Consider the following 24,922-nt stretch of genomic DNA (forward strand, 5'->3'; position numbering starts at 1 on the left):
CGCGCACACCCCAGCCCGTGCGCGGGAGACGCACACGACGCGCACAGTCCGGGAGCCGCCCCATGTCGACCGTGAACCCCCAGCCGCTCTGGCAGCCAGATCCGGAACGCATCGCCCAGGCGCAGGTCACCAGGTTCCACGCCTGGGCAGCCGAGCACCACGGCGCCCCGGCCGAAGGCGGCTACCCCGCCCTGCACCGCTGGTCCGTCGACGAGCTGGACACCTTCTGGAAAGCCGTCACGGAATGGTTCGGCGTACGCTTCTCGACCCCCTACGCGCGCGTACTGGGCGACCGCTCGATGCCCGGCGCCCAGTGGTTCCCCGGCGCGACCCTGAACTACGCCGAACACGCGCTGCGCGCGGCCGCCACCCGCGCGGACGAACCGGCCCTCCTGCACGTCGACGAGACCCACGAAGCACGCCCCGTCACCTGGTCCGAACTGCGCCGCCAGGTCGGTTCCCTCGCCGCCGAGCTGCGCGCCCTCGGTGTACGCCCCGGCGACCGCGTCAGCGGCTACCTCCCCAACATCCCGCAGGCCGTCGTCGCCCTCCTCGCCACAGCCGCGGTGGGCGGCGTCTGGACGTCCTGCGCCCCCGACTTCGGCGCCCGCAGTGTCCTCGACCGCTTCCAGCAGGTCGAACCCGTCGTCCTGTTCACCGTCGACGGCTACCGCTACGGCGGCAAGGAGCACGACCGTCGCGACACCGTCGCCGAACTCCGCCGCGAACTGCCCACCCTTCGTGCCGTCGTCCACATCCCCCTCCTCGGCACCGACGCCCCGGAAGGCGCCCTGGACTGGGCGGCCCTCACGAGCGGTGACGTCGAACCCGCCTTCGAGCAGGTGCCGTTCGACCACCCCCTGTGGGTGCTCTACTCCTCCGGCACGACCGGCCTCCCCAAGGCCATCGTCCAGTCGCAGGGCGGCATCCTCGTCGAGCACCTCAAACAACTCGGCCTGCACTGCGACCTCGGCCCCGACGACCGCTTCTTCTGGTACACGTCGACCGGCTGGATGATGTGGAACTTCCTCGTCTCCGGCCTCCTCACCGGCACCACGATCGTCCTCTACGACGGCAGCCCCGGCTACCCGGACACCGGCGCCCAATGGCGCATCGCCGAACGCACCAGGGCCACCCTCTACGGCACCTCGGCCGCGTACGTCATGGCCTGCCGCAAGGCGGGCGTGCACCCCGGCCGCGACTTCGACCTCTCCTCGGTGCAGTGCGTGGCCACCACCGGATCACCGCTGCCGCCCGACGGCTTCCGCTGGCTCCACGACGAGGTCCGCGAAGACCTCTGGATCGCCTCGGTCAGCGGAGGCACGGACGTCTGCTCCTGCTTCGCGGGCGCCGTACCCACCCTCCCCGTCCACATCGGCGAACTCCAGGCCCCCGGCCTCGGCACCGACCTGCAGTCCTGGGACCCCAGCGGCACGCCCCTCACCGACGAGGTCGGCGAACTCGTGGTCACCAACCCCATGCCGTCGATGCCGATCCACTTCTGGAACGACCCCGACGGCAGCCGCTACCACGCCAGCTACTTCGACACCTACCCCGGCGTATGGCGCCACGGCGACTGGATCACCGTCACCTCCCGCGGCTCCGTCGTCATCCACGGCCGCTCCGACTCGACGCTGAACCGCCAGGGCGTACGCATGGGGTCCGCCGACATCTACGAAGCCGTCGAGCGCCTCCCCGAGATCAAGGAATCCCTCGTCATCGGCATCGAACAGCCCGACGGCGGCTACTGGATGCCCCTCTTCGTACACCTGGCCCCCGGGGCCGTCCTCGACGAGACCCTGCTCGGCCGCATCAAGCAGACCATCCGCGAACAGCTCTCCCCGCGGCACATCCCCGACGAGATCATCGAAGTACCCGGCATCCCGCACACCCTCACCGGCAAGCGCATCGAAGTCCCCGTCAAACGTCTCCTGCAGGGCACCCCCCTCGACAAGGCCGTCAACCCGGGCTCCATCGACAACCTCGACCTGCTCCACTTCTACGAGGACCTGGCCCGCAAGCGCGCCTGACCGACGCGGGCGCCGACGCAGTCCGAGCCCCCCTCACTGCGTCGGCGTCGCCCACCGCTTCGCCCAGCCCCGTTGTCAGTGCCTCCGGTTACTGTGAGTGAGCATTGATCGACAGCGCACAGGGGGAAACATGGCGCACACCGACCACCAGACCATGCGACGCGTTCTGCGCCGCGAGATCGCCGGCACCATCGGCCTGCTCACCGACGAGCACGACTTCCGCAGCATGCGGCACTACCGCAGCTTCACCTTCGACGACCACGCCCTCTATCTCCAACAGGTGGAGGAACTGCTCAAGACCCGCGCCTCCCAGGGCACCCACACCGCGGTAGCCCTCTTCGACCCACAGGAGTACGCCGACTACTGCGCCGACACCGGCCTCGAACCCGACATCCCCTCCAGCCGCACCCGCTTCACCGCCGAACTCGCCACCACGGGCCCGACCATCCCGTACGACGGACGCCCCCTGGCGGAACTCGTCCCCGACCTGATCGACGAAGCAGTACGGCAAGCCACCTGGGAGTACGCCTCCACACTCCTGGCACGCCTCGGCGCCTGCGCCTCCTGCGGTGAGGACATCGGCCGAGCAGCCTTCGCCCGAGCCTCCGGCCTTCTCGTCCGCATCCTTGACACGGCCCAACCAGGCAACCGCCACCTCGTCTGCAGCGTCACGACAACACCGGAAACACTCGTCTCCGTCCTCCACGCCGACATCAACGCCGACGGCACCACGCAACTCGACGAGGCCGAAGCCCTCGAATTCGCCACGGTCCTGGCTCTCGGCCTGGCGACACACACCCCCGGCGGACTCGTCATGCGGACCAGCGTTCCCGGAACCACCGACCGCATCTACGGCTGGAGGCTGCGCGGAGAAGGACTGGAACCCCTCACCGCGGGCGAGGTCTTCGACGCCTACTGCACCGACATCGAATCCGGAGACCTCATCTCACCGGAATCCGGCGTCGACTACTGCGTGCCGCCCGACCTCGGGCCCGACGACCCGACGCCTTCACACCACCACTGAACGCAGGAGGGGCGCCCCACCCGCAGGTGGAGCGCCCCTCACGAAGCACCGACGAGTTACGGCCGACTACTCGCCGGACAGCACCGCCTGAGCGGCGTTGCGCGCCTCATCGGCACTGTCCGCCGCCCGAGCGGCCGCCGCGGCACGCTCGCACTGCGCCAGCGTGTACTTCGCCAGAGTCGCCCGCACATAAGGAATCGACGCCGCACCCATGGAAAGGGAGGTGACACCCAGACCGGTCAACACACACGCCAGCAGCGGGTCGGACGCCGCCTCACCGCAGACACCACAGCTCTTGCCCTCGGCCTTCGCCGCCTCGGCGGACAGCGAGACCAGGTCGAGCAGAGCCGGCTGCCAAGGATCCTGCAGTCGGGACACCGCACCCACCTGACGGTCCGCGGCGAAGGTGTACTGCGCGAGGTCGTTCGTCCCCAGCGACAGGAACTCGACCTCCTGCAGAACCGAACGCGCCCGCAGGGCCGCCGACGGAATCTCGACCATCGCACCGAACTTCGCGCGCAGCCCCGCCTCACGGCACGCATCGGCGAACGCCTTGGCATCCGCACGGTCCGCCACCATCGGAGCCATGACCTCGAGGTAGACCGGCAGCCCCTCAGCGGCCTTCGCCAGGGCCGTCAGCTGCGTACGCAGCACGTCGGGGTGGTCGAGCAGCGTCCGCAGACCCCGCACACCCAGCGCCGGGTTCGGCTCGTCGCCCGGCGTCAGGAAGTCGAGCGGCTTGTCCGCACCGGCATCCAGCACACGTACGACGACACGGCCCTCGGGGAAGGCCTCGAGGACCTGTCGGTAGGCCTCGATCTGCTTCTCCTCGGAGGGAGCGCTCTTGCTGTCGTCGAGAAAGAGGAACTCGGTACGGAAGAGACCGACACCCTCCGCACCAGCCTCGACAGCGGCCGGAACGTCCGCAGGGCCGCCGATATTGGCGAGCAACGGCACCTTGTGGCCGTCGGCCGTGGCACCCGGCCCGGTCGACGCCGCGAGCGCGGCCTTGCGCTCGGCGGCGGCAGCCTCCAGCTGTGCCTTCTTCTCCTCGCTCGGATTCACGAAGATGTCGCCGGTGCTGCCGTCCACGGCGATCACGGTGCCTTCGGTGAGCTCACCGGCACCCGGCAGCGCCACCACGGCAGGGACACCGAGTGCTCGCGCCAGGATCGCGCTGTGGCTGGTCGGCCCGCCCTCCTCGGTCACGAAGCCGAGCACCAGAGTGGGGTCCAGCAGAGCCGTGTCAGCGGGCGCGAGGTCACGAGCCACAAGGACGTACGGCTCGTCACTGTCCGGAATGCCCGGCATGGGCACCCCGAGCAGACGGGCGACGATACGGTTCCGCACGTCGTCGAGGTCCGCGACGCGTCCGGCGAGGTACTCACCGGCACCCGCCAGCAGCTCGCGGTACGCGGCGAACGCGTCGTACACAGCCCGCTCGGCCGTGCTGCCGACGGCGATGCGCCGATCCACATCGGCCATCAACTCGGGGTCCTGGGCCATCAAGGCCTGCGCCTCGAGCACCGCCTGCGCCTCGCCGCCGGCCAGATTGCCGCGCGCCATCAGGTCGGCCGCCACAGCTTCCACTGCCTTGCGGGCGTTCCCCTGTTCACGCTCCGCGTCCTGAGCCGGGATCTGCTTGGCAGGCGGCTCCAGGACCGCCGTTCCCATGTGCCGAACCTCGCCGATCGCCACACCATGGCTCACGCCGACGCCTCGCAGCGTTGTCTCCATCTCACCCGTCTCCGATAGTGCGGCGGGTCCCGCCGCCGCGATGGTTGTCACTACTTGCCGCCCCAGGACGGAGTTGATGTCACTTCCAGGCGAAGAGACTGTCGCCGGCTTTCACATCGCCGTCGTCACGCAGTTCGGAGAGCGCTTCGGCGGTGGCTTCGAGCGCCACGATCGGGCAGACCGGGGACTTGCCGGCAGCCTCCACGGCGGCCGGGTTCCAGCGCACGATGCTCTGGCCGCGCGTCACGGTGTCGCCCTTGTTCACGAGCAGCTCGAAACCCTCGCCGTTGAGCTGCACGGTGTCGATACCCAGGTGAGTGAGCACACCGTGACCCTGATCGTCGACAACGACGAAGGCGTGGGGGTGGAGCGAGACGATGACTCCGTCCACGGGCGCGACAGCCTCAGAGGCCTCGCGCACGGGGTCGATCGCCGTACCCGGGCCGACCATGGCCCCGGAGAAGACCGGATCGGGCACAGCTGCCAGTCCGATGGCGCGTCCTGCGAGCGGGGACGTCACGGTGGTCATGGGAAGCCTCCCAGGGGTGGAGATCGATATGCGTCGTCACTGCCTGTCCAGGACGGCGCACTGTGAGCAGCGTATGTCATACGAACTGACGGTTCCGCATGGAAGATACCGCGAAGTGGTCTAGACCACCAGTCCAATCGATTTGCACGCGCTTCGGGGCCGCGTGTAGAGTCGTACTCCTGCTTGAGGCCGAGCGGCGCTAGCAAGCGCCCTTGCTCAGCAGTAACCAAACTTGTCAGATCCTATCTCGGGGTCACCTTCTGCATGTCCGCAGGAGAGTGGTCAGAGGGCCGGAAAAACACTGATAGAGTTTGGAACACCGAAGGGAAGCGCCTGGAGGAAAGCCCGAGAGGGTGAGTACAAAGGAAGCGTCCGTTCCTTGAGAACTCAACAGCGTGCCAAAAATCAACGCCAGATTAGTTGATACCCCGTCTCCGGCCGTCATGGTCGTAGATGAGGTTCCTTTGAAGAAAAACACAGCGAGGACGCTGTGAACCATCGGCTTATTCCGCCGGTGGTTCCGCTCTCGTGTGTGTGCACCCGATTACGGGTAAACATTCACGGAGAGTTTGATCCTGGCTCAGGACGAACGCTGGCGGCGTGCTTAACACATGCAAGTCGAACGATGAACCACTTCGGTGGGGATTAGTGGCGAACGGGTGAGTAACACGTGGGCAATCTGCCCTTCACTCTGGGACAAGCCCTGGAAACGGGGTCTAATACCGGATACCACTACCGCAGGCATCTGTGGTGGTTGAAAGCTCCGGCGGTGAAGGATGAGCCCGCGGCCTATCAGCTTGTTGGTGAGGTAATGGCTCACCAAGGCGACGACGGGTAGCCGGCCTGAGAGGGCGACCGGCCACACTGGGACTGAGACACGGCCCAGACTCCTACGGGAGGCAGCAGTGGGGAATATTGCACAATGGGCGAAAGCCTGATGCAGCGACGCCGCGTGAGGGATGACGGCCTTCGGGTTGTAAACCTCTTTCAGCAGGGAAGAAGCGAAAGTGACGGTACCTGCAGAAGAAGCGCCGGCTAACTACGTGCCAGCAGCCGCGGTAATACGTAGGGCGCAAGCGTTGTCCGGAATTATTGGGCGTAAAGAGCTCGTAGGCGGCTTGTCACGTCGGGTGTGAAAGCCCGGGGCTTAACCCCGGGTCTGCATTCGATACGGGCTAGCTAGAGTGTGGTAGGGGAGATCGGAATTCCTGGTGTAGCGGTGAAATGCGCAGATATCAGGAGGAACACCGGTGGCGAAGGCGGATCTCTGGGCCATTACTGACGCTGAGGAGCGAAAGCGTGGGGAGCGAACAGGATTAGATACCCTGGTAGTCCACGCCGTAAACGGTGGGAACTAGGTGTTGGCGACATTCCACGTCGTCGGTGCCGCAGCTAACGCATTAAGTTCCCCGCCTGGGGAGTACGGCCGCAAGGCTAAAACTCAAAGGAATTGACGGGGGCCCGCACAAGCAGCGGAGCATGTGGCTTAATTCGACGCAACGCGAAGAACCTTACCAAGGCTTGACATACGCCGGAAAGCATCAGAGATGGTGCCCCCCTTGTGGTCGGTGTACAGGTGGTGCATGGCTGTCGTCAGCTCGTGTCGTGAGATGTTGGGTTAAGTCCCGCAACGAGCGCAACCCTTGTCCTGTGTTGCCAGCATGCCCTTCGGGGTGATGGGGACTCACAGGAGACCGCCGGGGTCAACTCGGAGGAAGGTGGGGACGACGTCAAGTCATCATGCCCCTTATGTCTTGGGCTGCACACGTGCTACAATGGCAGGTACAATGAGCTGCGAAACCGTGAGGTGGAGCGAATCTCAAAAAGCCTGTCTCAGTTCGGATTGGGGTCTGCAACTCGACCCCATGAAGTCGGAGTTGCTAGTAATCGCAGATCAGCATTGCTGCGGTGAATACGTTCCCGGGCCTTGTACACACCGCCCGTCACGTCACGAAAGTCGGTAACACCCGAAGCCGGTGGCCCAACCCCTTGTGGGAGGGAGCTGTCGAAGGTGGGACTGGCGATTGGGACGAAGTCGTAACAAGGTAGCCGTACCGGAAGGTGCGGCTGGATCACCTCCTTTCTAAGGAGCATCTAGGCCGCCAAGCTTGCTTGGTGGTCCAGGACCATTACGCAGGCAAACGTTCTGCGGTGGTTGCTCAAGGGTGGAACGTTGATTATTCGGCACTCTCAGTCATCTCGGGCTGCCAGTACTGCTCTTCGGAGCGTGGAAAGCTGATCACGAGTGGCGAGGGTGCCGGGCACGCTGTTGGGTGTCTGAGGGTATGGCCGTATCGGCTGCCTTCAGTGCCGGCCCCAGTGCACTCGAACCGGATGGTTCGGGGTGATGGGTGGCTGGTCGTTGTTTGAGAACTGCACAGTGGACGCGAGCATCTGTGGCCAAGTTTTTAAGGGCGCACGGTGGATGCCTTGGCACCAGGAACCGATGAAGGACGTGGGAGGCCACGATAGTCCCCGGGGAGCCGTCAACCAGGCTTTGATCCGGGGGTTTCCGAATGGGGAAACCCGGCAGTCGTCATGGGCTGTCACCCATACCTGAACACATAGGGTATGTGGAGGGAACGCGGGGAAGTGAAACATCTCAGTACCCGCAGGAAGAGAAAACAACCGTGATTCCGGGAGTAGTGGCGAGCGAAACCGGATGAGGCCAAACCGTATGCGTGTGAGACCCGGCAGGGGTTGCGCATTCGGGGTTGTGGGATCTCTCTTTTACAGTCTGCCGGCTGTGAGACGAGTCAGAAACCGTATGGATAGGCGAAGGACATGCGAAAGGTCCGGCGTAGAGGGTAAGACCCCCGTAGCTGAAATCTGTACGGCTCGTTTGAGAGACACCCAAGTAGCACGGGGCCCGAGAAATCCCGTGTGAATCTGGCGGGACCACCCGCTAAGCCTAAATATTCCCTGGTGACCGATAGCGGATAGTACCGTGAGGGAATGGTGAAAAGTACCGCGGGAGCGGAGTGAAATAGTACCTGAAACCGTGTGCCTACAAGCCGTGGGAGCGTCGCGCATCAAGTTTACTTGGTGCGTCGTGACTGCGTGCCTTTTGAAGAATGAGCCTGCGAGTTTGCGGTGTGTTGCGAGGTTAACCCGTGTGGGGAAGCCGTAGCGAAAGCGAGTCCGAATAGGGCGGTTTAGTAGCGCGCTCAAGACCCGAAGCGGAGTGATCTAGCCATGGGCAGGTTGAAGCGGAGGTAAGACTTCGTGGAGGACCGAACCCACCAGGGTTGAAAACCTGGGGGATGACCTGTGGTTAGGGGTGAAAGGCCAATCAAACTCCGTGATAGCTGGTTCTCCCCGAAATGCATTTAGGTGCAGCGTCGTGTGTTTCTTGCCGGAGGTAGAGCACTGGATAGGCGATGGGCCCTACCGGGTTACTGACCTTAGCCAAACTCCGAATGCCGGTAAGTGAGAGCACGGCAGTGAGACTGTGGGGGATAAGCTCCATGGTCGAGAGGGAAACAGCCCAGAGCATCGACTAAGGCCCCTAAGCGTACGCTAAGTGGGAAAGGATGTGGAGTCGCACAGACAACCAGGAGGTTGGCTTAGAAGCAGCCACCCTTGAAAGAGTGCGTAATAGCTCACTGGTCTAGTGATTCCGCGCCGACAATGTAGCGGGGCTCAAGCGTACCGCCGAAGTCGTGTCATTTCAGCATGAGGGCCAACGCCCGCTGGGATGGGTAGGGGAGCGTCGTGTGCCGGGTGAAGCCGCAGCGGAAGCTAGTGGTGGACGGTTCACGAGTGAGAATGCAGGCATGAGTAGCGATACACACGTGAGAAACGTGTGCGCCGATTGACTAAGGGTTCCTGGGTCAAGCTGATCTGCCCAGGGTAAGTCGGGACCTAAGGCGAGGCCGACAGGCGTAGTCGATGGATAACCGGTTGATATTCCGGTACCCGCTGTGAAGCGTCAAACATCGAACCCATTAATGCTAAGGCCGTGAAGCCGTTCCGGACCCTTCGGGGAATGGAAAGTGGTGGAGCCGCCGAACCACGGTGGTAGTAGGTGAGTGATGGGGTGACGCAGGAAGGTAGTCCAGCCCGGGCGGTGGTTGTCCCGGGGTAAGGGTGTAGGCCGAGTGGTAGGTAAATCCGCCATTCATTAGGGCTGAGACCTGATGCCGAGCCGATTGTGGTGAAGTGGATGATCCTATGCTGTCGAGAAAAGCCTCTAGCGAGTTTCATGGCGGCCCGTACCCTAAACCGACTCAGGTGGTCAGGTAGAGAATACCGAGGCGTTCGGGTGAACTATGGTTAAGGAACTCGGCAAAATGCCCCCGTAACTTCGGGAGAAGGGGGGCCATCACTGGTGATCCGATTTACTCGGTGAGCTGGGGGTGGCCGCAGAGACCAGCGAGAAGCGACTGTTTACTAAAAACACAGGTCCGTGCGAAGCCGTAAGGCGATGTATACGGACTGACGCCTGCCCGGTGCTGGAACGTTAAGGGGACCGGTTAGTCCGACTTCGGTTGGGCGAAGCTGAGAACTTAAGCGCCAGTAAACGGCGGTGGTAACTATAACCATCCTAAGGTAGCGAAATTCCTTGTCGGGTAAGTTCCGACCTGCACGAATGGCGTAACGACTTCTCGACTGTCTCAACCATAGGCCCGGTGAAATTGCACTACGAGTAAAGATGCTCGTTTCGCGCAGCAGGACGGAAAGACCCCGGGACCTTTACTACAGTTTGATATTGGTGTTCGGTTCGGCTTGTGTAGGATAGCTGGGAGACTGTGAACTCTGGACGCCAGTTCAGGGGGAGTCGTCGTTGAAATACCAGTCTGGTCGTGCTGGATGTCTAACCTGGGTCCGTGATCCGGATCAGGGACAGTGTCTGATGGGTAGTTTAACTGGGGCGGTTGCCTCCTAAAGAGTAACGGAGGCGCCCAAAGGTTCCCTCAGCCTGGTTGGCAATCAGGTGTTGAGTGTAAGTGCACAAGGGAGCTTGACTGTGAGACCGACGGGTCGAGCAGGGACGAAAGTCGGGACTAGTGATCCGGCGGTGGCTTGTGGAAGCGCCGTCGCTCAACGGATAAAAGGTACCCCGGGGATAACAGGCTGATCTTCCCCAAGAGTCCATATCGACGGGATGGTTTGGCACCTCGATGTCGGCTCGTCGCATCCTGGGGCTGGAGTCGGTCCCAAGGGTTGGGCTGTTCGCCCATTAAAGCGGTACGCGAGCTGGGTTTAGAACGTCGTGAGACAGTTCGGTCCCTATCCGCTGCGCGCGCAGGAATATTGAGAAGGGCTGTCCCTAGTACGAGAGGACCGGGACGGACGAACCTCTGGTGTGCCAGTTGTTCTGCCAAGGGCATGGCTGGTTGGCTACGTTCGGGAGGGATAACCGCTGAAAGCATCTAAGCGGGAAGCCTGCTTCGAGATGAGTATTCCCACCCCCTTTGAGGGGTTAAGGCTCCCAGTAGACGACTGGGTTGATAGGCCGGATCTGGAAGCACGGTAACGTGCGGAGGTGACCGGTACTAATAGGCCGAGGGCTTGTCCTCAGTTGCTCGCGTCCACTGTGTTGGTTCTGAAACCACGAACAGCCCCATACCCGTATTCGGGTGTGGTGTGGCATGGTTCGACAGTTTCATAGTGTTTCGGTGGTCATAGCGTGAGGGAAACGCCCGGTTACATTCCGAACCCGGATGCTAAGCCTTACAGCGCCGATGGTACTGCAGGGGGGACCCTGTGGGAGAGTAGGACACCGCCGAACTCCTTTTATAGCTCTGGCTCTTGGGCATACCGCCCAGGAGCCAGAGCTTTTTGCGTTGAGGTAGGGTCAGGGGGCATCGTTGGCACGTTTCCCACAGGAGGCCCCCGGGTGGAGGTCCAGGAGACTCGCGTCCAGACGGAACGAGTCCTCACCATCCCCAACATCCTCAGCATGGCGCGCCTCGTTGGCGTACCTGTCTTCCTGTGGCTGATTCTCAGGCCCGAGTTCGGAGGCCCCCAGAGTGACGGCTGGGCCCTTCTGGTGCTGGCCTTCAGCGGAGTCAGCGACTACCTGGACGGCAAGCTCGCACGGCGTTGGAACCAGATCAGCAGTCTCGGCCGGCTCCTGGATCCCGCGGCAGACCGGCTCTACATTCTCTCTACTTTGGTCGGTCTCACCTGGCGTGAGATTCTTCCAATCTGGTTGACCGCTGCACTTCTGGCGCGTGAGCTGGTCCTGCTGGTGATGGTGGGTATCCTCAGGCGCCATGGCTATCCGCCTCCGCAGGTGAACTTCCTGGGCAAGGCTGCCACGTTCAACCTGATGTACGCCTTCCCCCTCCTGCTGCTCAGTGACGGAAGTGGCTGGCTCCAGTCACTCGCTGCTATTTTCGGATGGGCGTTCGCCGGATGGGGTACAACCCTGTACTGGTGGGCAGGAGTTCTCTACGTGGTACAAGTCCGCCGCCTCGTCCGTGCGGACACCATGGCCGATTGAACCGATAGGCGCGGCCGACAGTGGCTCGATGGCCCGCGGCGAGAAAGTGCGGGACAATCAGTGCGGGTGAAGTCGGCTAGACCGTCGTCTTTTAGAGGAGGACGCTTCCGACATGAAGGCCGTCGTGATGGCCGGAGGTGAAGGCACACGCCTTCGCCCCATGACCTCAAGCATGCCCAAGCCGCTCCTGCCGGTGGTGAACCGCCCGATCATGGAGCACGTGCTACGGCTGCTCAAAAGGCATGGTCTCAACGAGACCGTCGTAACTGTCCAGTTCCTGGCCTCTCTGGTCAAGAACTACTTCGGTGACGGCGAAGAGCTCGGGATGGAGCTTTCCTATGCCAATGAGGAGAAGCCACTCGGTACCGCCGGAAGCGTCAAGAACGCCGAAGAGGCGTTGAAGGACGATGCTTTCCTTGTTATCTCCGGCGATGCCCTGACCGACTTCGACCTCACCGAGCTGATCAATTTCCACAAGGAGAAGGGCGCGCTGGTCACGGTCTGCCTGACGCGCGTGCCCAATCCTCTGGAATTCGGCATCACCATCGTCGATGAGGAAGGAAAGGTCGAGCGTTTCCTTGAGAAGCCGACCTGGGGCCAGGTTTTCTCCGACACGGTGAACACCGGTATCTATGTGATGGAGCCCGAAGTCTTCGACTACGTCGAAGCCGATGTGCCCGTCGACTGGTCCGGCGATGTCTTCCCGCAGTTGATGAAGGAAGGCAAGCCGATCTACGGCTTCGTGGCCGAGGGGTACTGGGAGGACGTCGGTACCCACGAGAGCTATGTGAAGGCCCAGGCCGATGTCCTGGAGGGCAAGGTCGACGTCGAGATCGACGGCTTCGAGCTCTCGCCCGGTGTGTGGGTGGCTGAGGGTGCCGAGGTGCATCCGGATGCCGTTCTCCGCGGCCCCCTGTACATCGGGGACTACGCCAAGGTCGAGGCCGGCGCCGAAATCCGGGAGCACACCGTCGTGGGCTCCAACGTGGTCGTGAAGAGCGGGGCTTTCCTGCACAAGGCGGTCGTGCACGACAACGTGTACGTCGGGCAGCAGAGCAATCTGCGGGGCTGTGTCGTCGGGAAGAACACCGACGTCATGCGTGCGGCCCGGATCGAGGACGGCGCCGTCATCGGCGACGAGTGCCTCATCGGTGAAGAATCGATCGTGCAGGGCAATGTACGGGTCTACCCGTTCAAGACCATCGAGGCGGGCGCCTTCGTCAACACCTCGGTCATCTGGGAGTCCAGGGGCCAGGCGCATCTGTTCGGCGCCCGTGGGGTGTCCGGCATCCTGAACGTGGAGATCACGCCCGAGCTCGCCGTACGCCTCGCCGGCGCCTATGCGACGACGTTGAAGAAGGGCTCCACCGTCACCACGGCCCGCGACCACTCCCGTGGTGCGCGTGCGCTGAAGCGGGCGGTCATCTCCGCGCTCCAGGCCAGCGCCATCGACGTACGGGACCTGGAGAACGTACCGCTGCCCGTTGCCCGGCAGCAGACCGCGCGGGGCAGTGCGGGCGGGATCATGATCCGGACCACGCCTGGGGTGCCGGACTCCGTCGACATCATGTTCTTCGACGGGCGCGGTGCCGACCTGTCGCAGGGCAGTCAGCGGAAGCTGGACCGGGTGTTCGCGCGGCAGGAGTACCGACGTGCGTTCCCCGGCGAGATCGGGGATCTGCACTTCCCGGCCAGTGTCTTCGATTCGTACACCGGATCGCTGCTGCGGAATGTGGATACGACGGGGGTCGCCGAGTCGGGTCTGAAGGTCGTCGTCGACGCGTCGAACGGCAGTGCCGGCCTTGTGCTGCCCAGTCTGCTCGGGAAGCTCGGTGTGGACTCGCTGACCGTCAATCCCGGTCTGGACGAGTCGCGGCCGACGGAGACGGCGGATGCGCGGCGGTCGGGGCTGGTGCGGCTCGGTGAGATCGTGGCTTCGTCGCGAGCCGCGTTCGGCGTGCGCTTCGACCCGGTGGGCGAGCGGCTGTCGCTGGTCGACGAGAAGGGCCGGATCATCGAGGACGATCGAGCACTGCTCGTCATGCTGGATCTCGTGGCGGCGGAGCGTCGTAGTGGACGCGTGGCGCTGCCGGTGACCACTACGAGGATCGCCGAGCAGGTGGCGGCCTACCACGGCACGCAGGTGGAGTGGACGACCACGTCGCCCGACGACCTGACACGGGTCGGGCGGGACGACTCGACCATTTTCGGCGGTGATGGCAAGGGCGCCTTCATCGTGCCGGAGTTCAGCGGTGTGTTTGATGGTACGGCGGCGTTCGTACGGCTCATCGGGCTGGTGGCGCGGACGCAGTTGACCCTCAGCCAGATCGATGCGCGGATACCGCGGGCGCATGTGCTCAAGCGGGATCTGGCGACTCCGTGGGCCGTCAAGGGTCTTGTGATGCGGCGGGTCGTGGAGGCCGCCGGGGATCGCTTTGTCGACACGACTGACGGTGTGCGGGTCGTGGAGACCGACGGGCGGTGGGTGATGGTGCTGCCCGACCCCGCCGAAGCCGTCACCCATTTGTGGGCGGAAGGACCGGACGACGCGTCCGCGCAGGCGCTGCTCGACGAGTGGGCGGCGGTCGTGGACAGCGCCGGCCGCTGATAGAACGCAGCACGCGTGCGTGCCGGACAGGTGTCCCCAAGGGGGCCTGTCCGGCACGTCGGTGGGGCCATTCGGAGGTAGTGGGCGCGACGTGCGACGATGTGCGGCATGCCGCAGCAGCCCCCCGTTCGGAGCGCCCCTACGCGCCCCTCTCGCCCGGACGCGTCCATGTCGCTGCTCACCAACGTCATGGACCACAGCCTCGACGACGGGTACGCGGAGGCGGCCGCCCGGAAGAAGGCCGCGGGCGACAGCGGTATGCCGAAGACGCTCCGGGCGAAGCTCGGGCTGGCTGGCGGGCTGGTACTCGCCGCGCTGGTCGTGACCGTCGGGGCGGCGCAGGCGCGGGTGGCGGCGCCCGTCGTGGCCAAGGAGCGTGAGGAGCTCATCGACCGCATCGACCGTGAGACGGACGCGGCGGACAAGCTCGAGGACAGCGTCGACGAGTTGCGCGACGACGTGAGCGCGCGCCAGCGACAGGCGCTCAGGGACAGCGGCGGCAGCGGCCAGGCGGACCTGGTGGGCATTCTGTCGGGGGCCACCGCGGTGCACGGTCCCGGTGTGAAGCTGGTCGTGAACGACGCCAAGGCAGCCAGCACCGGCGGCGACGGCGGCCCGCGCGAGACCTCCGGGTTCTCCGACACCGGGCGGGTGCGGGACCGGGACATGCAGCGCGTGGTCAACGGACTGTGGGAGTCGGGCGCGGAGGCCGTCTCCATCAACGGGCAGCGGCTGACCGCGCTGTCGGCGATCAGGGCCGCGGGTGACGCGATACTGGTCGACAACAGGCCGCTCGTACCGCCGTACACGGTGCTCGCGGTGGGGGACGGGCAGCGGCTGAGCACCAAGTTCCAGAACAGCGCCGACGGGCTGTATCTGCACGCTTTGCAGGAGAACTACGGCGTCCGGACGAGCATCTCCACGGAGGGCGACCTCCGGCTGCCCGCAGCGCCGAGTGTGATTGTGCGTACAGCACAGCCGAAGATCGAGAAAAGTGAGAAGGGCACATCGTGATCGCCGTACTGGGCCTCGTCGTGGGAGTCGTGGCCGGCCTGTTGGTCCGGCCCGAGGTTCCGGCGGTCGTCGAGCCTTATCTGCCGATCGCCGTCGTGGCGGCGCTGGATGCCGTCTTCGGCGGGCTGCGGGCCATGCTCGACGGCATCTTCGACGACAAGGTCTTCGTGGTGTCGTTCCTGTCCAACGTGGTCGTCGCCGCGCTCATCGTGTTCCTGGGCGACAAGTTGGGCGTGGGGGCGCAGCTGTCCACGGGGGTCGTGGTCGTCCTCGGCATCCGCATCTTCTCCAACGCCGCGGCTATCCGCCGACACGTGTTCCGGGCGTGAGGCCGATGAGCAACCAGGAAGAGCCGAACAGGCTGCGCAAGGAGCTGCCCGAGGAGGTGCCCTCGACGGAGGCCGAGGCCGCCGAACCGGCCGGGGAGCAGGAAGCCGGGCTCACCGGCCGCCAGCGGCTGGCGCAGGGCCTGTGGCCGCCGCGGGTGACTCGGGCCCAACTCATCGTCGCCCTGCTGCTGTTCGGCCTCGGCTTCGGTCTGGCCGTCCAGGTGGCGTCGAACAGCGACGGTGACAGCGCTCTGCGCGGCGCGCGTCAAGAAGATCTTGTTCGCATCCTCGATGAACTGGATGACCGTACTCAGCGTCTTGAAGACGAGAAGGCGGGCCTCGAGAAGCAGCGTGACGAGCTGGAGAACAGCTCGGACCAGGCCGAGGAGGCCCGCAAGCAGACGCTGGAGAAGGAGAGGCAGCTGGGGATCCTGGCGGGCACGGTGGCCGCGCAGGGGCCCGGCATCACGATGACCATCGACGACACGAAGGGGACGGTCGAGGCGGACATGCTGCTCGACGCGATCCAGGAGCTGCGTGCGGCCGGCGCCGAGGCGATCCAGGTGAACGGCGTACGCGTGGTCGCGGGCACTTATCTGACCGACTCGGGCCAGAGCGTGAGTGTCGACGGGAACAAGATCAACGCTCCCTATCGTTTCAAGGTCATCGGCAAGCCGCAGGATCTCGAACCGGCGCTCAACATTCCTGGAGGCGTGGTGCAGACTCTTGAGAAGGAGCAGGCCACCGTTACCGTCGAGCGGTCTACCAAGATCGTCGTGGACGCCTTGCGAGCGGCGAAGCAGCCTGACTACGCTCGGTCGTCCTCCCAGTGAACCGCGGGTGCATGGGCGGCGTCCGGCCAGGGCATGAGGTTGCGGGGGGTCGGCGCACCGATTGGGTGGTGCGTGGTGGAAACTGTCAGGTGGATACGGACGTTGTGAGAATGTCCGGGTCGGCCGGTGTATGCAATCAGGGTTCGTCCTGCCCCACGGGCGGGTCTGTTTCGGTCAAGGGGAATCGCCCGTGAAGTTGTTTGCGAAGTTGTTCGGCAAGAGCGCGCGAGAGGGTAGCGACAACGCGAACGCGACCGCTCGTCATCGCGCACAGCCCGACGCGGAGGGCCAGCGCCCGCTGTTCCGGGACCAGCTGGGCGGCGACGTTCCCGGAGGTCAGGGCGCGCCGTCGGTTGACCCTGCGCAGTCCGGCGGCATAGGTTTCGGGCAACCGTCAACCTCGAGTACGGGTGGAGAGTTTTCCATGTCGGCCCTGGTGTGTACGAGGTGCGGTAACCGCAACGCGGAGAACAGCCGCTTCTGCTCCAACTGTGGTGCGCCGCTGCGGGGGACGCCCGAGCGCCCGTCGGAGACGACCTCCACGATCTCCATCTCCGGTCTCGAGGCCTACGACGCCGAGGTCACCGGCCAGACGCAGATGCCCATGCTCTCCCCGGAGGCACAGGCGGCCGTCGACGCGCTGCCGCTGGGCTCCGCGCTCCTGGTGGTGCGCCGCGGACCGAACTCGGGCAGCCGCTTCCTGCTGGACGGCGAACTGACCACGGCCGGACGTCATCCGCAGAGCGACATCTTCCTGGACGACGTCACGGTGTCGCGCCGGCATGTGGAGTTCCGTCGCCAGCCGGACGGCTCGTTCACCGTCGCCGACGTCGGCAGCCTCAACGGCACGTACGTGAACCGTGAGCGGATCGACTCCGTGCCGCTTCACAACGGCGACGAGGTGCAGATCGGCAAGTACCGGCTGGTCTTCTACGCGAGCCAGCGGGGCTACTGACCCGCCCCCGGGCTCCGTCCGGGGGGACACCCCCAGGGAAGGTCCATGCTTCAAACACCGAGCGGCGGTGCCCGGGACGGTGCCGCCGCCGCGGACAGTGGGCTGATGAGCATCGGCACGGTGCTGAACGCGCTGCGTGACGAGTTCCCCGAAGTCACCATCTCCAAGATCCGCTTCCTGGAGTCGGAGGGGCTCATCGAGCCGCGGCGGACCCCCTCGGGTTATCGCAAGTTCAGTCCGGAGGATGTCGAGCGCCTCGCGCACGTGCTGAGGATGCAGCGGGACCACTATCTGCCGCTCAAGGTGATCCGGGAGCACCTGGACGCGATGGAGCGGGGCGAGGCCGTCGCGCTGCCCGTCGTGGGGCGTCAGCGGGACGGTGAGGCGCTGCCCGACACCTTCGAGGCGCCCACCGCCGTACGGATCGGGCGGGCCGAGCTGCTGGTCGCGGCCGACATCGGCGAGCGGGAGCTCGAGGAGTGGGAGTCGTACGGGCTGATCGCCGCACTGCCGGACGGGGCGTACGACGCCGAGACGGTCACTGTGGCGGCGCTCGTCGTCGAGCTGGGGCGGTTCGGGATCGAGCCGAGGCATCTGCGGGCGATGAAGGCTGCCGCCGACCGGGAGGCCGGCCTGGTGGACCAGGTGGTGGCCCCGTTGAGGCGGCACCGCAATCCGCAGACGCGGGCGCACGCGGAAGCCCGTACGAAGGAACTGGCGGGGCTCACGGTGAAACTGCATGCGGCGCTGGTGCAGACCGCCCTCGGTGTGCGGCTGCCCTGAGGGCCTCGTGCGCCGGATCCGTCCCCCGTTTCCTGCCCGACTACCCAAACGTCCCGGGCACGGCCTAGGGTTGCTGTGTGAACGAGCTCGATGTCGTAGGTGTCCGGGTCGAAATGCCCTCCAACCAACCGATCGTGCTCCTGCGTGAAGTGGGAGGCGACCGCTACCTCCCGATCTGGATCGGGCCGGGTGAGGCGACGGCGATCGCCTTCGCCCAGCAGGGCATGGCCCCCGCACGACCGCTGACCCACGACCTTTTCAAGGACGTGCTGGAAGCCGTCGGTCAGGAGCTCACCGAAGTACGCATCACGGATCTGCGTGAGGGCGTCTTCTACGCGGAGCTGGTCTTCGCCAGCGGAGTCGAGGTGAGTGCCCGGCCCTCCGATGCCATAGCGCTGGCGCTGCGCACCGGCACGCCGATCTACGGGAGCGACGGTGTGCTCGACGACGCGGGCATCGCCATCCCGGACGAGCAGGAGGACGAGGTGGAGAAGTTCCGCGAGTTCCTCGACCAGATCTCGCCCGAGGACTTCGGCACCAGCAGCCAGTGAGGCACGGCCGGGCGCGCGGTCCAAGACGGGGCGGCCGTGCCTGGTGACCACTGAAATGCCGGCATTTGCCAGCGGCGAGCGAGAGCGTCCTGCGGCCCGTCCCGAGCGCATTCGGCTAGCCTTTCCCCGCGGTGGGGTACGGGAAACCACTCCTAGGGTGATTATCACTCGGCGTGCCGAGTGTGGCGATCGTTGACGCGCCCCGGGCGACTGCCTACCGTCGAGAAGGCAGGTCAAGGACGGAGGTCGGCGTGAGAAGCAGCGGCGACGGTACGGCTGGGGGTGCTCCCGGACGCAGTCTGGGGGCGAGCGGCCCGTACCCGCTTCACAGCAACGCGGCCGACCACGCTCCGCAGCGACCGGCGGTCGTGCCGAGCAGCGGCGGAGGGGCGACGTCCATGGCGTCCGAGGAGATCGGCTACCGCGGTCCGACGGCCTGTGCGGCCGCCGGCATCACCTACCGCCAACTGGACTACTGGGCGCGCACCGGGCTCGTGGAGCCGAGCGTGCGGCCCGCCCACGGGTCGGGGACGCAGCGCCTCTACAGCTTCCGGGACGTCGTCGTCCTGAAGATCGTCAAGCGGTTCCTCGACACCGGGGTCTCGCTGCAGAACATCCGCACCGCCGTGCTGCACCTGCGTGAGCGCGGGTTCCGGGACCTGGAGCGCATGACGCTCATGAGCGACGGTGCCACGGTCTACGAGTGCACCTCGCCGGACGAGGTGCACGCGCTGCTCCAGGGCGGTCAGGGGATCTTCGGCATCGCCGTGGGCGTCGTGTGGCGGGACGTCGAGAGCGCGCTGTCGCAGCTGCACGGGGAGCGGATCGACACCGGGGAGACCCTCGTCGGGCACAACCCGGCGGACGAGCTGGCGCGGCGGCGCAACCGGGCGGTCTGAGGGCCGCTCCACACCTGCGGCGGGGCATTGTCAGTGGCGTAGGGCAGCATCGGACATGTGAGAACCGCGCCCACGATCCTGCATCTCGACATGGATGCCTTCTTCGCCTCGGCGGAGCAGGCGTCCAAGCCGAGCCTGCGAGGGAAGGCCGTTGTGGTGGGCGGGCTCGGGCCGCGTGGGGTGGTGGCCACGGCGTCGTACGAGGCCCGGGTGTTCGGTGTCCATTCCGCGATGCCCATGGCCCAGGCACGGCGGCTCGCGCCGAACGCCGCGTACCTTGTGCCGCGCTTCGGGTTCTACCGGTCGATCAGTGAGCAGGTGATGGGGCTGCTGCGGGCGCTGTCGCCGCTGGTGGAGCCGCTCAGCCTCGATGAGGCGTTCGTGGATCTGGAGGCCGGGGGAACGGCCTGGGACGAGGAGTCGGCGCGGCTGGCCGCGATCAAGCTCCGCGCCGACATACGGGCCGTCACGGGGCTCACGGGGTCGGTGGGGCTCGCCGCGTCCAAGATGCTCGCGAAGATCGCCTCCGAGCAGGCCAAGCCGGACGGGCTGGCGCTGATCGAGCCGGGGACCGAGCGGGCGCTGCTGGGGCCCAAGTCGGTGCGGATCCTGCCAGGGGTGGGGCCGGCGACGGGGGACCATCTGCGGCGGGCCGGTATCCACACGGTCGACGAGATCGCGGAGGCGGGCGAGGACGAGCTCGTACGGCTGTTGGGGAAGGCCCATGGGCACGGGCTGTACGCGATGGCGATGGCGTACGACGAGCGGCCCGTGGTGGCCGAGCGGGAGACCAAGTCCGTGTCGGTCGAGGACACGTATGACGTGGACATCCATGACCGGGTGCGGGTGGGGCTGGAGGTGCAGCGGCTGGCGGATCGGTGTGTGGGGAGGTTGCGGGGGGCCGGGCTGTCGGGGCGGACCATTGTGCTGAAGGTGCGGCGGTACGACTTCTCCACGTTGACGCGGTCCGAGACGTTGCGGGGGCCGACCGATGACGTGGCGGTGGTGCGGGAGGCCGCGGCGCGGTTGCTGGACTCCGTGGACACGACGGGTGGGGTGCGGCTGCTGGGGGTCGGGGTGAGTGGTCTTGCCGACTACACGCAGGAGGATCTCTTCGCCCAGGCCGCGGGGGAGCGTGCCGAGCTCGCGGAGGAGGAGCAGCGGGTCGAGGTGGCCGAGGAGTCGCCGGTGGTTCCGGTCGAGCGGCGGTGGGTCTCGGGGCACGATGTGCGGCACGACGAGTTCGGGCATGGGTGGGTGCAGGGCAGCGGGCTGGGGAGGGTGACCGTCAGGTTCGAGACGCCGGATTCCGAGCCGGGGCGGGTGCGGACGTTTTCGGTGGAGGATCCCGCGTTGGTGGTGGCTGAGCCGTTGCCGTTGGTGCCGGTTGTGTGTGCGGGTGGCCCCTCTGGGGGCTGAGCGCCAGCGGCTGTCGGTTCCGTGAGCCTGCGGCGCGTGGGCCCCCGCTCATCGTGCGTCGCTGTGTCAGGCTTCCGCGTCCTCCGTGCCTGCCAGCCTGCCGAAGTCCCGGTCCGGGAAGGGGGGTGCTGGGGCCACGTCCAGGCCGTAGTGGTGGTAGAGCTGGAGTTCCTGGTCGGGGGAGAGGTGACGGCCTACGCCGAAGTCCGGGGCGTCCTTGATCAGGGCTCGTTCGAAGGGGACCCGGAGGCTGCCCTCGAGGAGCTCGCTGGGCTCCAGGGGGACGAAGGCGTCCCTGCTGAAGAGGCCGGTGCGTATGGCCGCCCATTCCGGTACGCCGGTGGCGTCGTCGAGGTAGACCTCGTCGATCGTGCCGATCTTGGTGCCGTTGCGGTCGAAGGCCTTGCGGCCGATCAGGTTCCGAGGATCGATATCGGTCTGCACGGGCCCTCCACTAGGTCGCGGCTCGCAGCTCATCCGTAAGCACTACGAAAGAGCACATTGGGGGAGGTGGCCACTCGAGGGGAGCTCGGGGGATCCGCGACGGCCTCGCTGCTAGGCTGACAAGCGGCTGCCGACCCTGTGCGGGAGAGTCCTCCGGACACCGTCCGGAGGCGCCGAAGGAGCAAATCCTCCCCGGAATCTCTCAGGCACACGTACCGCATGGACGAGGCCACTCTGGAAAGCAGGGCGGGAGTACGGCTTCCGCTCTCACCGACGGTGAAAGCCGGGAGCCCTCGGGCGCCCGGTGAAGCTCTCAGGTTGAGATGACAGAGGGGGAGGCCGTCCGGGTACCCGTGCCGTGGTGCCCCTCGCAGGTCGTGTCAGACCAGGAGGCCTCCGTAATGACCGCCCACCGCACTCCGCTCACCGAGCTCGAGCAGGGGATCCCCTTCGAGCAGCGCCACATAGGGCCCGACCAGGAGGCGCGGGCCAAGATGCTCGCGCACGTCGGCTATGGCTCGCTGGACGAGCTCACCGCCGCCGCGGTACCGGATGTGATCAAGAACGCCGATGACCTCGACCTGCCCGGTGCCCGCACCGAGGCCGAGGTGCTTACCGAGCTTCGCTCGCTCGCCGATCGGAACCAGGTGCTCGGCTCCATGATCGGGCTCGGGTACTACGGGACCTTCACGCCGCCCGTCATCCTGCGCAATGTCATGGAGAACCCGGCCTGGTACACCGCCTACACGCCGTACCAGCCCGAGATCTCTCAGGGACGGCTCGAGGCTCTGCTCAACTTCCAGACCATGGTCGCCGAACTGACCGGACTGCCCACCTCCGGTGCCTCGCTGCTCGACGAGGGCACGGCGGCCGCCGAGGCGATGTCCCTGTCCCGGCGTATGGGCAAGAACAAGAAGGGGCTGTTCCTGGTCGACGCGGACGCGCTTCCGCAGACCATCGCCGTGATCGAGACCCGTGCCGAGCCGACCGGCGTGGAGGTCGTGGTCGCCGACCTCAGCGACGGCATTCCGGCCGACGTCGCCGGTCGTGAGATCAACGGCGTGCTCGTCCAGTACCCCGGCGCCTCCGGTGCCGTACGGGACATACAGCCTCTGATCGAGCAGGCGCACGAGCTCGGAGCACTGGTCACCGTCGCCGCGGATCTGCTCGCGCTGACGCTGCTGAAGTCGCCCGGTGAGCTCGGGGCCGACATCGCCGTCGGCACCACACAGCGCTTCGGTGTGCCGATGGGCTTCGGCGGGCCGCACGCCGGCTACATGGCGGTGCGCGAGAAGTTCGCGCGCAGCCTGCCCGGGCGGCTCGTGGGTGTGTCCGTGGACGCCGACGGGCACAAGGCGTACCGGCTGGCTCTGCAGACCCGTGAGCAGCACATCCGCCGGGAGAAGGCGACCAGCAACATCTGCACCGCGCAGGTGCTGCTCGCCGTGATGGCCGGGATGTACGCCGTCTACCACGGGCCCGAGGGGCTGAAGGACATCGCGCGGCGGACCCACCGTTACGCGGGCATCCTCGCCGCCGGACTCACCGCCGGTGGCGTCGAGGTCGTGCACGGCGCCTACTTCGACACGGTGACCGCCCGGGTGCCGGGCAGGGCCGCCGAGGTCGTCGCCGCCGCGAGCGAGAACGGCGTCAACCTGCACCTCGTGGACGCCGACCGGGTCTCCGCCTCCTGCGACGAGACGACCACGCGGGCCCAGCTGAGCGCCGTATGGTCGGCGTTCGGGGTCGAGGGCGACGTCGAGGCGCTCGACGCCGTCACCGAGGAGGCTGTGCCGGCCGCGCTGCTGCGGAGCGACGAGTTCCTCGCGCACCCGGTCTTCCACCAGTACCGCTCCGAGACGGCGATGCTGCGCTACCTGCGCAGGCTCGCCGACCGGGACTACGCGCTCGACCGCGGCATGATCCCGCTGGGCTCCTGCACCATGAAGCTCAACGCGACCACCGAGATGGAGCCGGTCACCTGGCCCGAGTTCGGGCAGCTGCACCCCTTCGCGCCCGCCGAGCAGGCGCAGGGCTATCTCACGCTCATCCGTGAGCTGGAGGAGCGCCTCGCCGAGGTCACCGGATACGACAAGGTGTCGCTGCAGCCCAACGCCGGGTCGCAGGGTGAGCTGGCCGGACTGCTCGCCGTACGCGGATACCACCGGGCCAACGGGGACGAGCAGCGGACCGTGTGTCTGATCCCGTCCTCCGCCCACGGGACCAACGCCGCCAGCGCGGTCATGGCCGGGATGAAGGTCGTCGTCGTGAAGACCGCCGAGGACGGCGAGATCGACGTCGAGGACCTGCGGGCGAAGATCGAGCAGTACCGCGACGAGCTGTCGGTGCTGATGATCACATACCCGTCGACGCACGGTGTGTTCGAGGAGCATGTCGCCGACATCTGTGCGCAGGTGCACGAGGCCGGCGGGCAGGTGTACGTCGACGGTGCCAACCTCAACGCCCTGGTGGGGCTTGCCAAGCCGGGCCACTTCGGCGGGGACGTCTCCCACCTGAACCTGCACAAGACCTTCTGCATCCCGCACGGCGGTGGCGGTCCGGGCGTCGGGCCGGTCGGTGTGCGTGCGCACCTGGCGCCGTATCTGCCCAACCACCCGCTGCAGCCGGCCGCCGGGCCGGAGACGGGTGTCGGGCCGATCTCGGCCGCGCCGTGGGGATCCGCGGGGATACTGCCGATCTCGTGGACGTACGTCCGGCTCATGGGCGGTGAAGGGCTCAAGCGCGCCACGCAGGTGGCGGTCCTCGGTGCCAACTACATCGCCAAGCGGCTCGAACCGCACTACCCCGTGCTCTACACCGGCCCTGGAGGGCTGGTCGCGCACGAGTGCATCATCGATCTGCGGCCGCTGACCAAGGCGACCGGAGTCAGCGTCGACGACGTTGCCAAGCGGCTCATCGACTACGGGTTCCACGCGCCGACGATGTCGTTCCCGGTGGCGGGGACGCTGATGATCGAGCCGACCGAGTCCGAGGACCTGATCGAGCTCGACCGGTTCTGCGACGCGATGATCGCGATCCGCGCGGAGATCGAGAAGGTCGGCGCCGGCGAGTGGCCCGCGGACGACAACCCGCTGCGGAACGCGCCGCACACCGCCCGGGCGCTCGGCGGGGAGTGGGAGCACGCGTACACGCGCGAAGAGGCCGTGTTCCCGGCCGGGGTGTCGGTCGCGGACAAGTACTGGCCGCCGGTGCGCCGGATCGACCAGGCCTACGGTGACCGGAACCTGGTGTGCTCCTGCCCGCCGATGGACGCCTACGAGGACTGAGCCGGTTGTCGAGATGGGCCCCGCTTACG

Annotated in this window: 14 protein-coding genes, 3 rRNA genes, 2 pseudogenes and 1 riboswitch; of the genes and pseudogenes, 16 read left to right on the top strand and 3 right to left on the bottom strand. The window is 66.2% G+C overall.

What is annotated here, in order from left to right; translation table 11 throughout:
• Nucleotides 1-62 precede the first annotated feature (62 nt).
• Together QF037_RS38785 and QF037_RS38790 are read left to right on the top strand one after the other, a co-directional pair.
• On the top strand, nt 63-2,030 hold the full coding sequence (locus QF037_RS38785; protein ID WP_307033457.1) for an acetoacetate--CoA ligase: 1,968 nt from the start codon (nt 63-65) through the stop codon (nt 2,028-2,030).
• 130 nt (nt 2,031-2,160) lie between these two features.
• Entirely contained in the window at nt 2,161-3,054 is an 894-nt protein-coding gene (locus tag QF037_RS38790) for a hypothetical protein (RefSeq protein WP_307033459.1), read from the top strand.
• A gap of 66 nt (nt 3,055-3,120) precedes the next feature.
• On the opposite strand, the gene ptsP is transcribed toward QF037_RS38790, so the two are convergent.
• Both ptsP and QF037_RS38800 read right to left on the bottom strand, forming a co-directional pair.
• On the bottom strand, nt 3,121-4,791 hold the full coding sequence (gene ptsP, locus QF037_RS38795; RefSeq protein WP_307033461.1) for a phosphoenolpyruvate--protein phosphotransferase: 1,671 nt from the start codon (nt 4,789-4,791) through the stop codon (nt 3,121-3,123).
• A 79-nt stretch (nt 4,792-4,870) separates the two neighbouring features.
• Nucleotides 4,871-5,320, bottom strand: coding sequence for a PTS sugar transporter subunit IIA (locus QF037_RS38800; protein WP_266895217.1), 450 nt, complete (start codon nt 5,318-5,320; stop codon nt 4,871-4,873).
• A gap of 557 nt (nt 5,321-5,877) precedes the next feature.
• Between QF037_RS38800 and QF037_RS38805 the strand changes: the two genes are divergently transcribed.
• From QF037_RS38805 to QF037_RS38865, 13 genes and pseudogenes are all read left to right on the top strand, one after another.
• Nucleotides 5,878-7,403: ribosomal RNA gene (locus QF037_RS38805) — 16S ribosomal RNA — on the top strand.
• Nucleotides 7,404-7,718: 315 nt separating this feature from the next.
• Nucleotides 7,719-10,842, top strand: a 23S ribosomal RNA gene (locus QF037_RS38810).
• Nucleotides 10,843-10,937: 95 nt separating this feature from the next.
• Nucleotides 10,938-11,054, top strand: a 5S ribosomal RNA gene (rrf, locus tag QF037_RS38815).
• Together the 16S, 23S and 5S rRNA genes form the textbook arrangement of a ribosomal RNA operon.
• A gap of 108 nt (nt 11,055-11,162) precedes the next feature.
• Nucleotides 11,163-11,771: a CDP-alcohol phosphatidyltransferase family protein gene (locus tag QF037_RS38820; protein WP_307033463.1), complete on the top strand. Its 609-nt coding sequence runs from the start codon at nt 11,163-11,165 to the stop codon at nt 11,769-11,771.
• 112 nt (nt 11,772-11,883) lie between these two features.
• Nucleotides 11,884-14,379: a mannose-1-phosphate guanyltransferase gene (locus QF037_RS38825; protein ID WP_307033465.1), complete on the top strand. Its 2,496-nt coding sequence runs from the start codon at nt 11,884-11,886 to the stop codon at nt 14,377-14,379.
• Between the two features lie 99 nt (nt 14,380-14,478).
• A complete protein-coding gene (locus QF037_RS38830) occupies nt 14,479-15,393 on the top strand; it encodes a DUF881 domain-containing protein (RefSeq protein WP_307033467.1) in 915 nt (304 codons plus the stop codon).
• Nucleotides 15,390-15,722 carry a small basic family protein gene (locus tag QF037_RS38835; RefSeq protein WP_003988855.1) on the top strand — a complete coding sequence of 111 codons (333 nt, stop codon included), beginning with the start codon at nt 15,390-15,392 and terminating at the stop codon, nt 15,720-15,722. Before QF037_RS38830 ends, QF037_RS38835 begins: the two co-directional genes overlap by 4 nt.
• 5 nt (nt 15,723-15,727) lie before the next feature.
• Entirely contained in the window at nt 15,728-16,555 is an 828-nt protein-coding gene (locus QF037_RS38840) for a DUF881 domain-containing protein (protein WP_307033470.1), read from the top strand.
• A 61-nt stretch (nt 16,556-16,616) separates the two neighbouring features.
• Entirely contained in the window at nt 16,617-17,510 is an 894-nt protein-coding gene (locus tag QF037_RS38845; RefSeq protein WP_307033472.1) for an FHA domain-containing protein, read from the top strand.
• A gap of 45 nt (nt 17,511-17,555) precedes the next feature.
• Nucleotides 17,556-18,293 (top strand): transcriptional regulator FtsR, encoded by a 738-nt coding sequence (gene ftsR, locus QF037_RS38850; RefSeq protein WP_307033474.1) that lies wholly within the window; start codon nt 17,556-17,558, stop codon nt 18,291-18,293.
• A 77-nt stretch (nt 18,294-18,370) separates the two neighbouring features.
• Nucleotides 18,371-18,844, top strand: coding sequence for a bifunctional nuclease family protein (locus QF037_RS38855; RefSeq protein WP_004002801.1), 474 nt, complete (start codon nt 18,371-18,373; stop codon nt 18,842-18,844).
• Between the two features lie 251 nt (nt 18,845-19,095).
• Complete coding sequence (locus QF037_RS38860; protein WP_307033476.1) at nt 19,096-19,743, top strand: MerR family transcriptional regulator; 648 nt, start codon at nt 19,096-19,098, stop codon at nt 19,741-19,743.
• Between the two features lie 57 nt (nt 19,744-19,800).
• Nucleotides 19,801-21,313: pseudogene (locus QF037_RS38865) on the top strand (DNA polymerase IV).
• A gap of 182 nt (nt 21,314-21,495) precedes the next feature.
• Here QF037_RS38865 and QF037_RS51120 read toward each other — a convergent pair.
• Nucleotides 21,496-21,639, bottom strand: a pseudogene (locus QF037_RS51120) (PRC-barrel domain-containing protein); the annotation flags it as partial.
• Nucleotides 21,640-21,737: 98 nt separating this feature from the next.
• Nucleotides 21,738-21,834: riboswitch (glycine riboswitch) on the top strand.
• A gap of 173 nt (nt 21,835-22,007) precedes the next feature.
• On the opposite strand from QF037_RS51120, the gene gcvP reads away from it, so the two are divergent.
• Entirely contained in the window at nt 22,008-24,893 is a 2,886-nt protein-coding gene (gcvP, locus tag QF037_RS38875) for an aminomethyl-transferring glycine dehydrogenase (protein ID WP_307033483.1), read from the top strand.
• The last annotated feature ends 29 nt before the right edge of the window (nt 24,894-24,922 follow it).

Source organism: Streptomyces canus (assembly GCF_030815415.1).
Classification (GTDB): domain Bacteria; phylum Actinomycetota; class Actinomycetes; order Streptomycetales; family Streptomycetaceae; genus Streptomyces; species Streptomyces canus_F.

Bases quoted from the DNA above. Each gene is read 5' to 3' on its own strand.
- QF037_RS38785 (WP_307033457.1), top strand. From the start codon at position 63: ATGTCGACCGTGAACCCCCAGCCGCTCTGGCAGCCAGATCCGGAACGC.
- QF037_RS38790 (WP_307033459.1), top strand. From the start codon at position 2,161: ATGGCGCACACCGACCACCAGACCATGCGACGCGTTCTGCGCCGCGAG.
- ptsP (WP_307033461.1), bottom strand. From the start codon at position 4,791: ATGGAGACAACGCTGCGAGGCGTCGGCGTGAGCCATGGTGTGGCGATC.
- QF037_RS38800 (WP_266895217.1), bottom strand. From the start codon at position 5,320: ATGACCACCGTGACGTCCCCGCTCGCAGGACGCGCCATCGGACTGGCA.
- QF037_RS38825 (WP_307033465.1), top strand. From the start codon at position 11,884: ATGAAGGCCGTCGTGATGGCCGGAGGTGAAGGCACACGCCTTCGCCCC.
- QF037_RS38830 (WP_307033467.1), top strand. From the start codon at position 14,479: ATGTGCGGCATGCCGCAGCAGCCCCCCGTTCGGAGCGCCCCTACGCGC.
- QF037_RS38840 (WP_307033470.1), top strand. From the start codon at position 15,728: ATGAGCAACCAGGAAGAGCCGAACAGGCTGCGCAAGGAGCTGCCCGAG.
- ftsR (WP_307033474.1), top strand. From the start codon at position 17,556: ATGCTTCAAACACCGAGCGGCGGTGCCCGGGACGGTGCCGCCGCCGCG.
- gcvP (WP_307033483.1), top strand. From the start codon at position 22,008: ATGACCGCCCACCGCACTCCGCTCACCGAGCTCGAGCAGGGGATCCCC.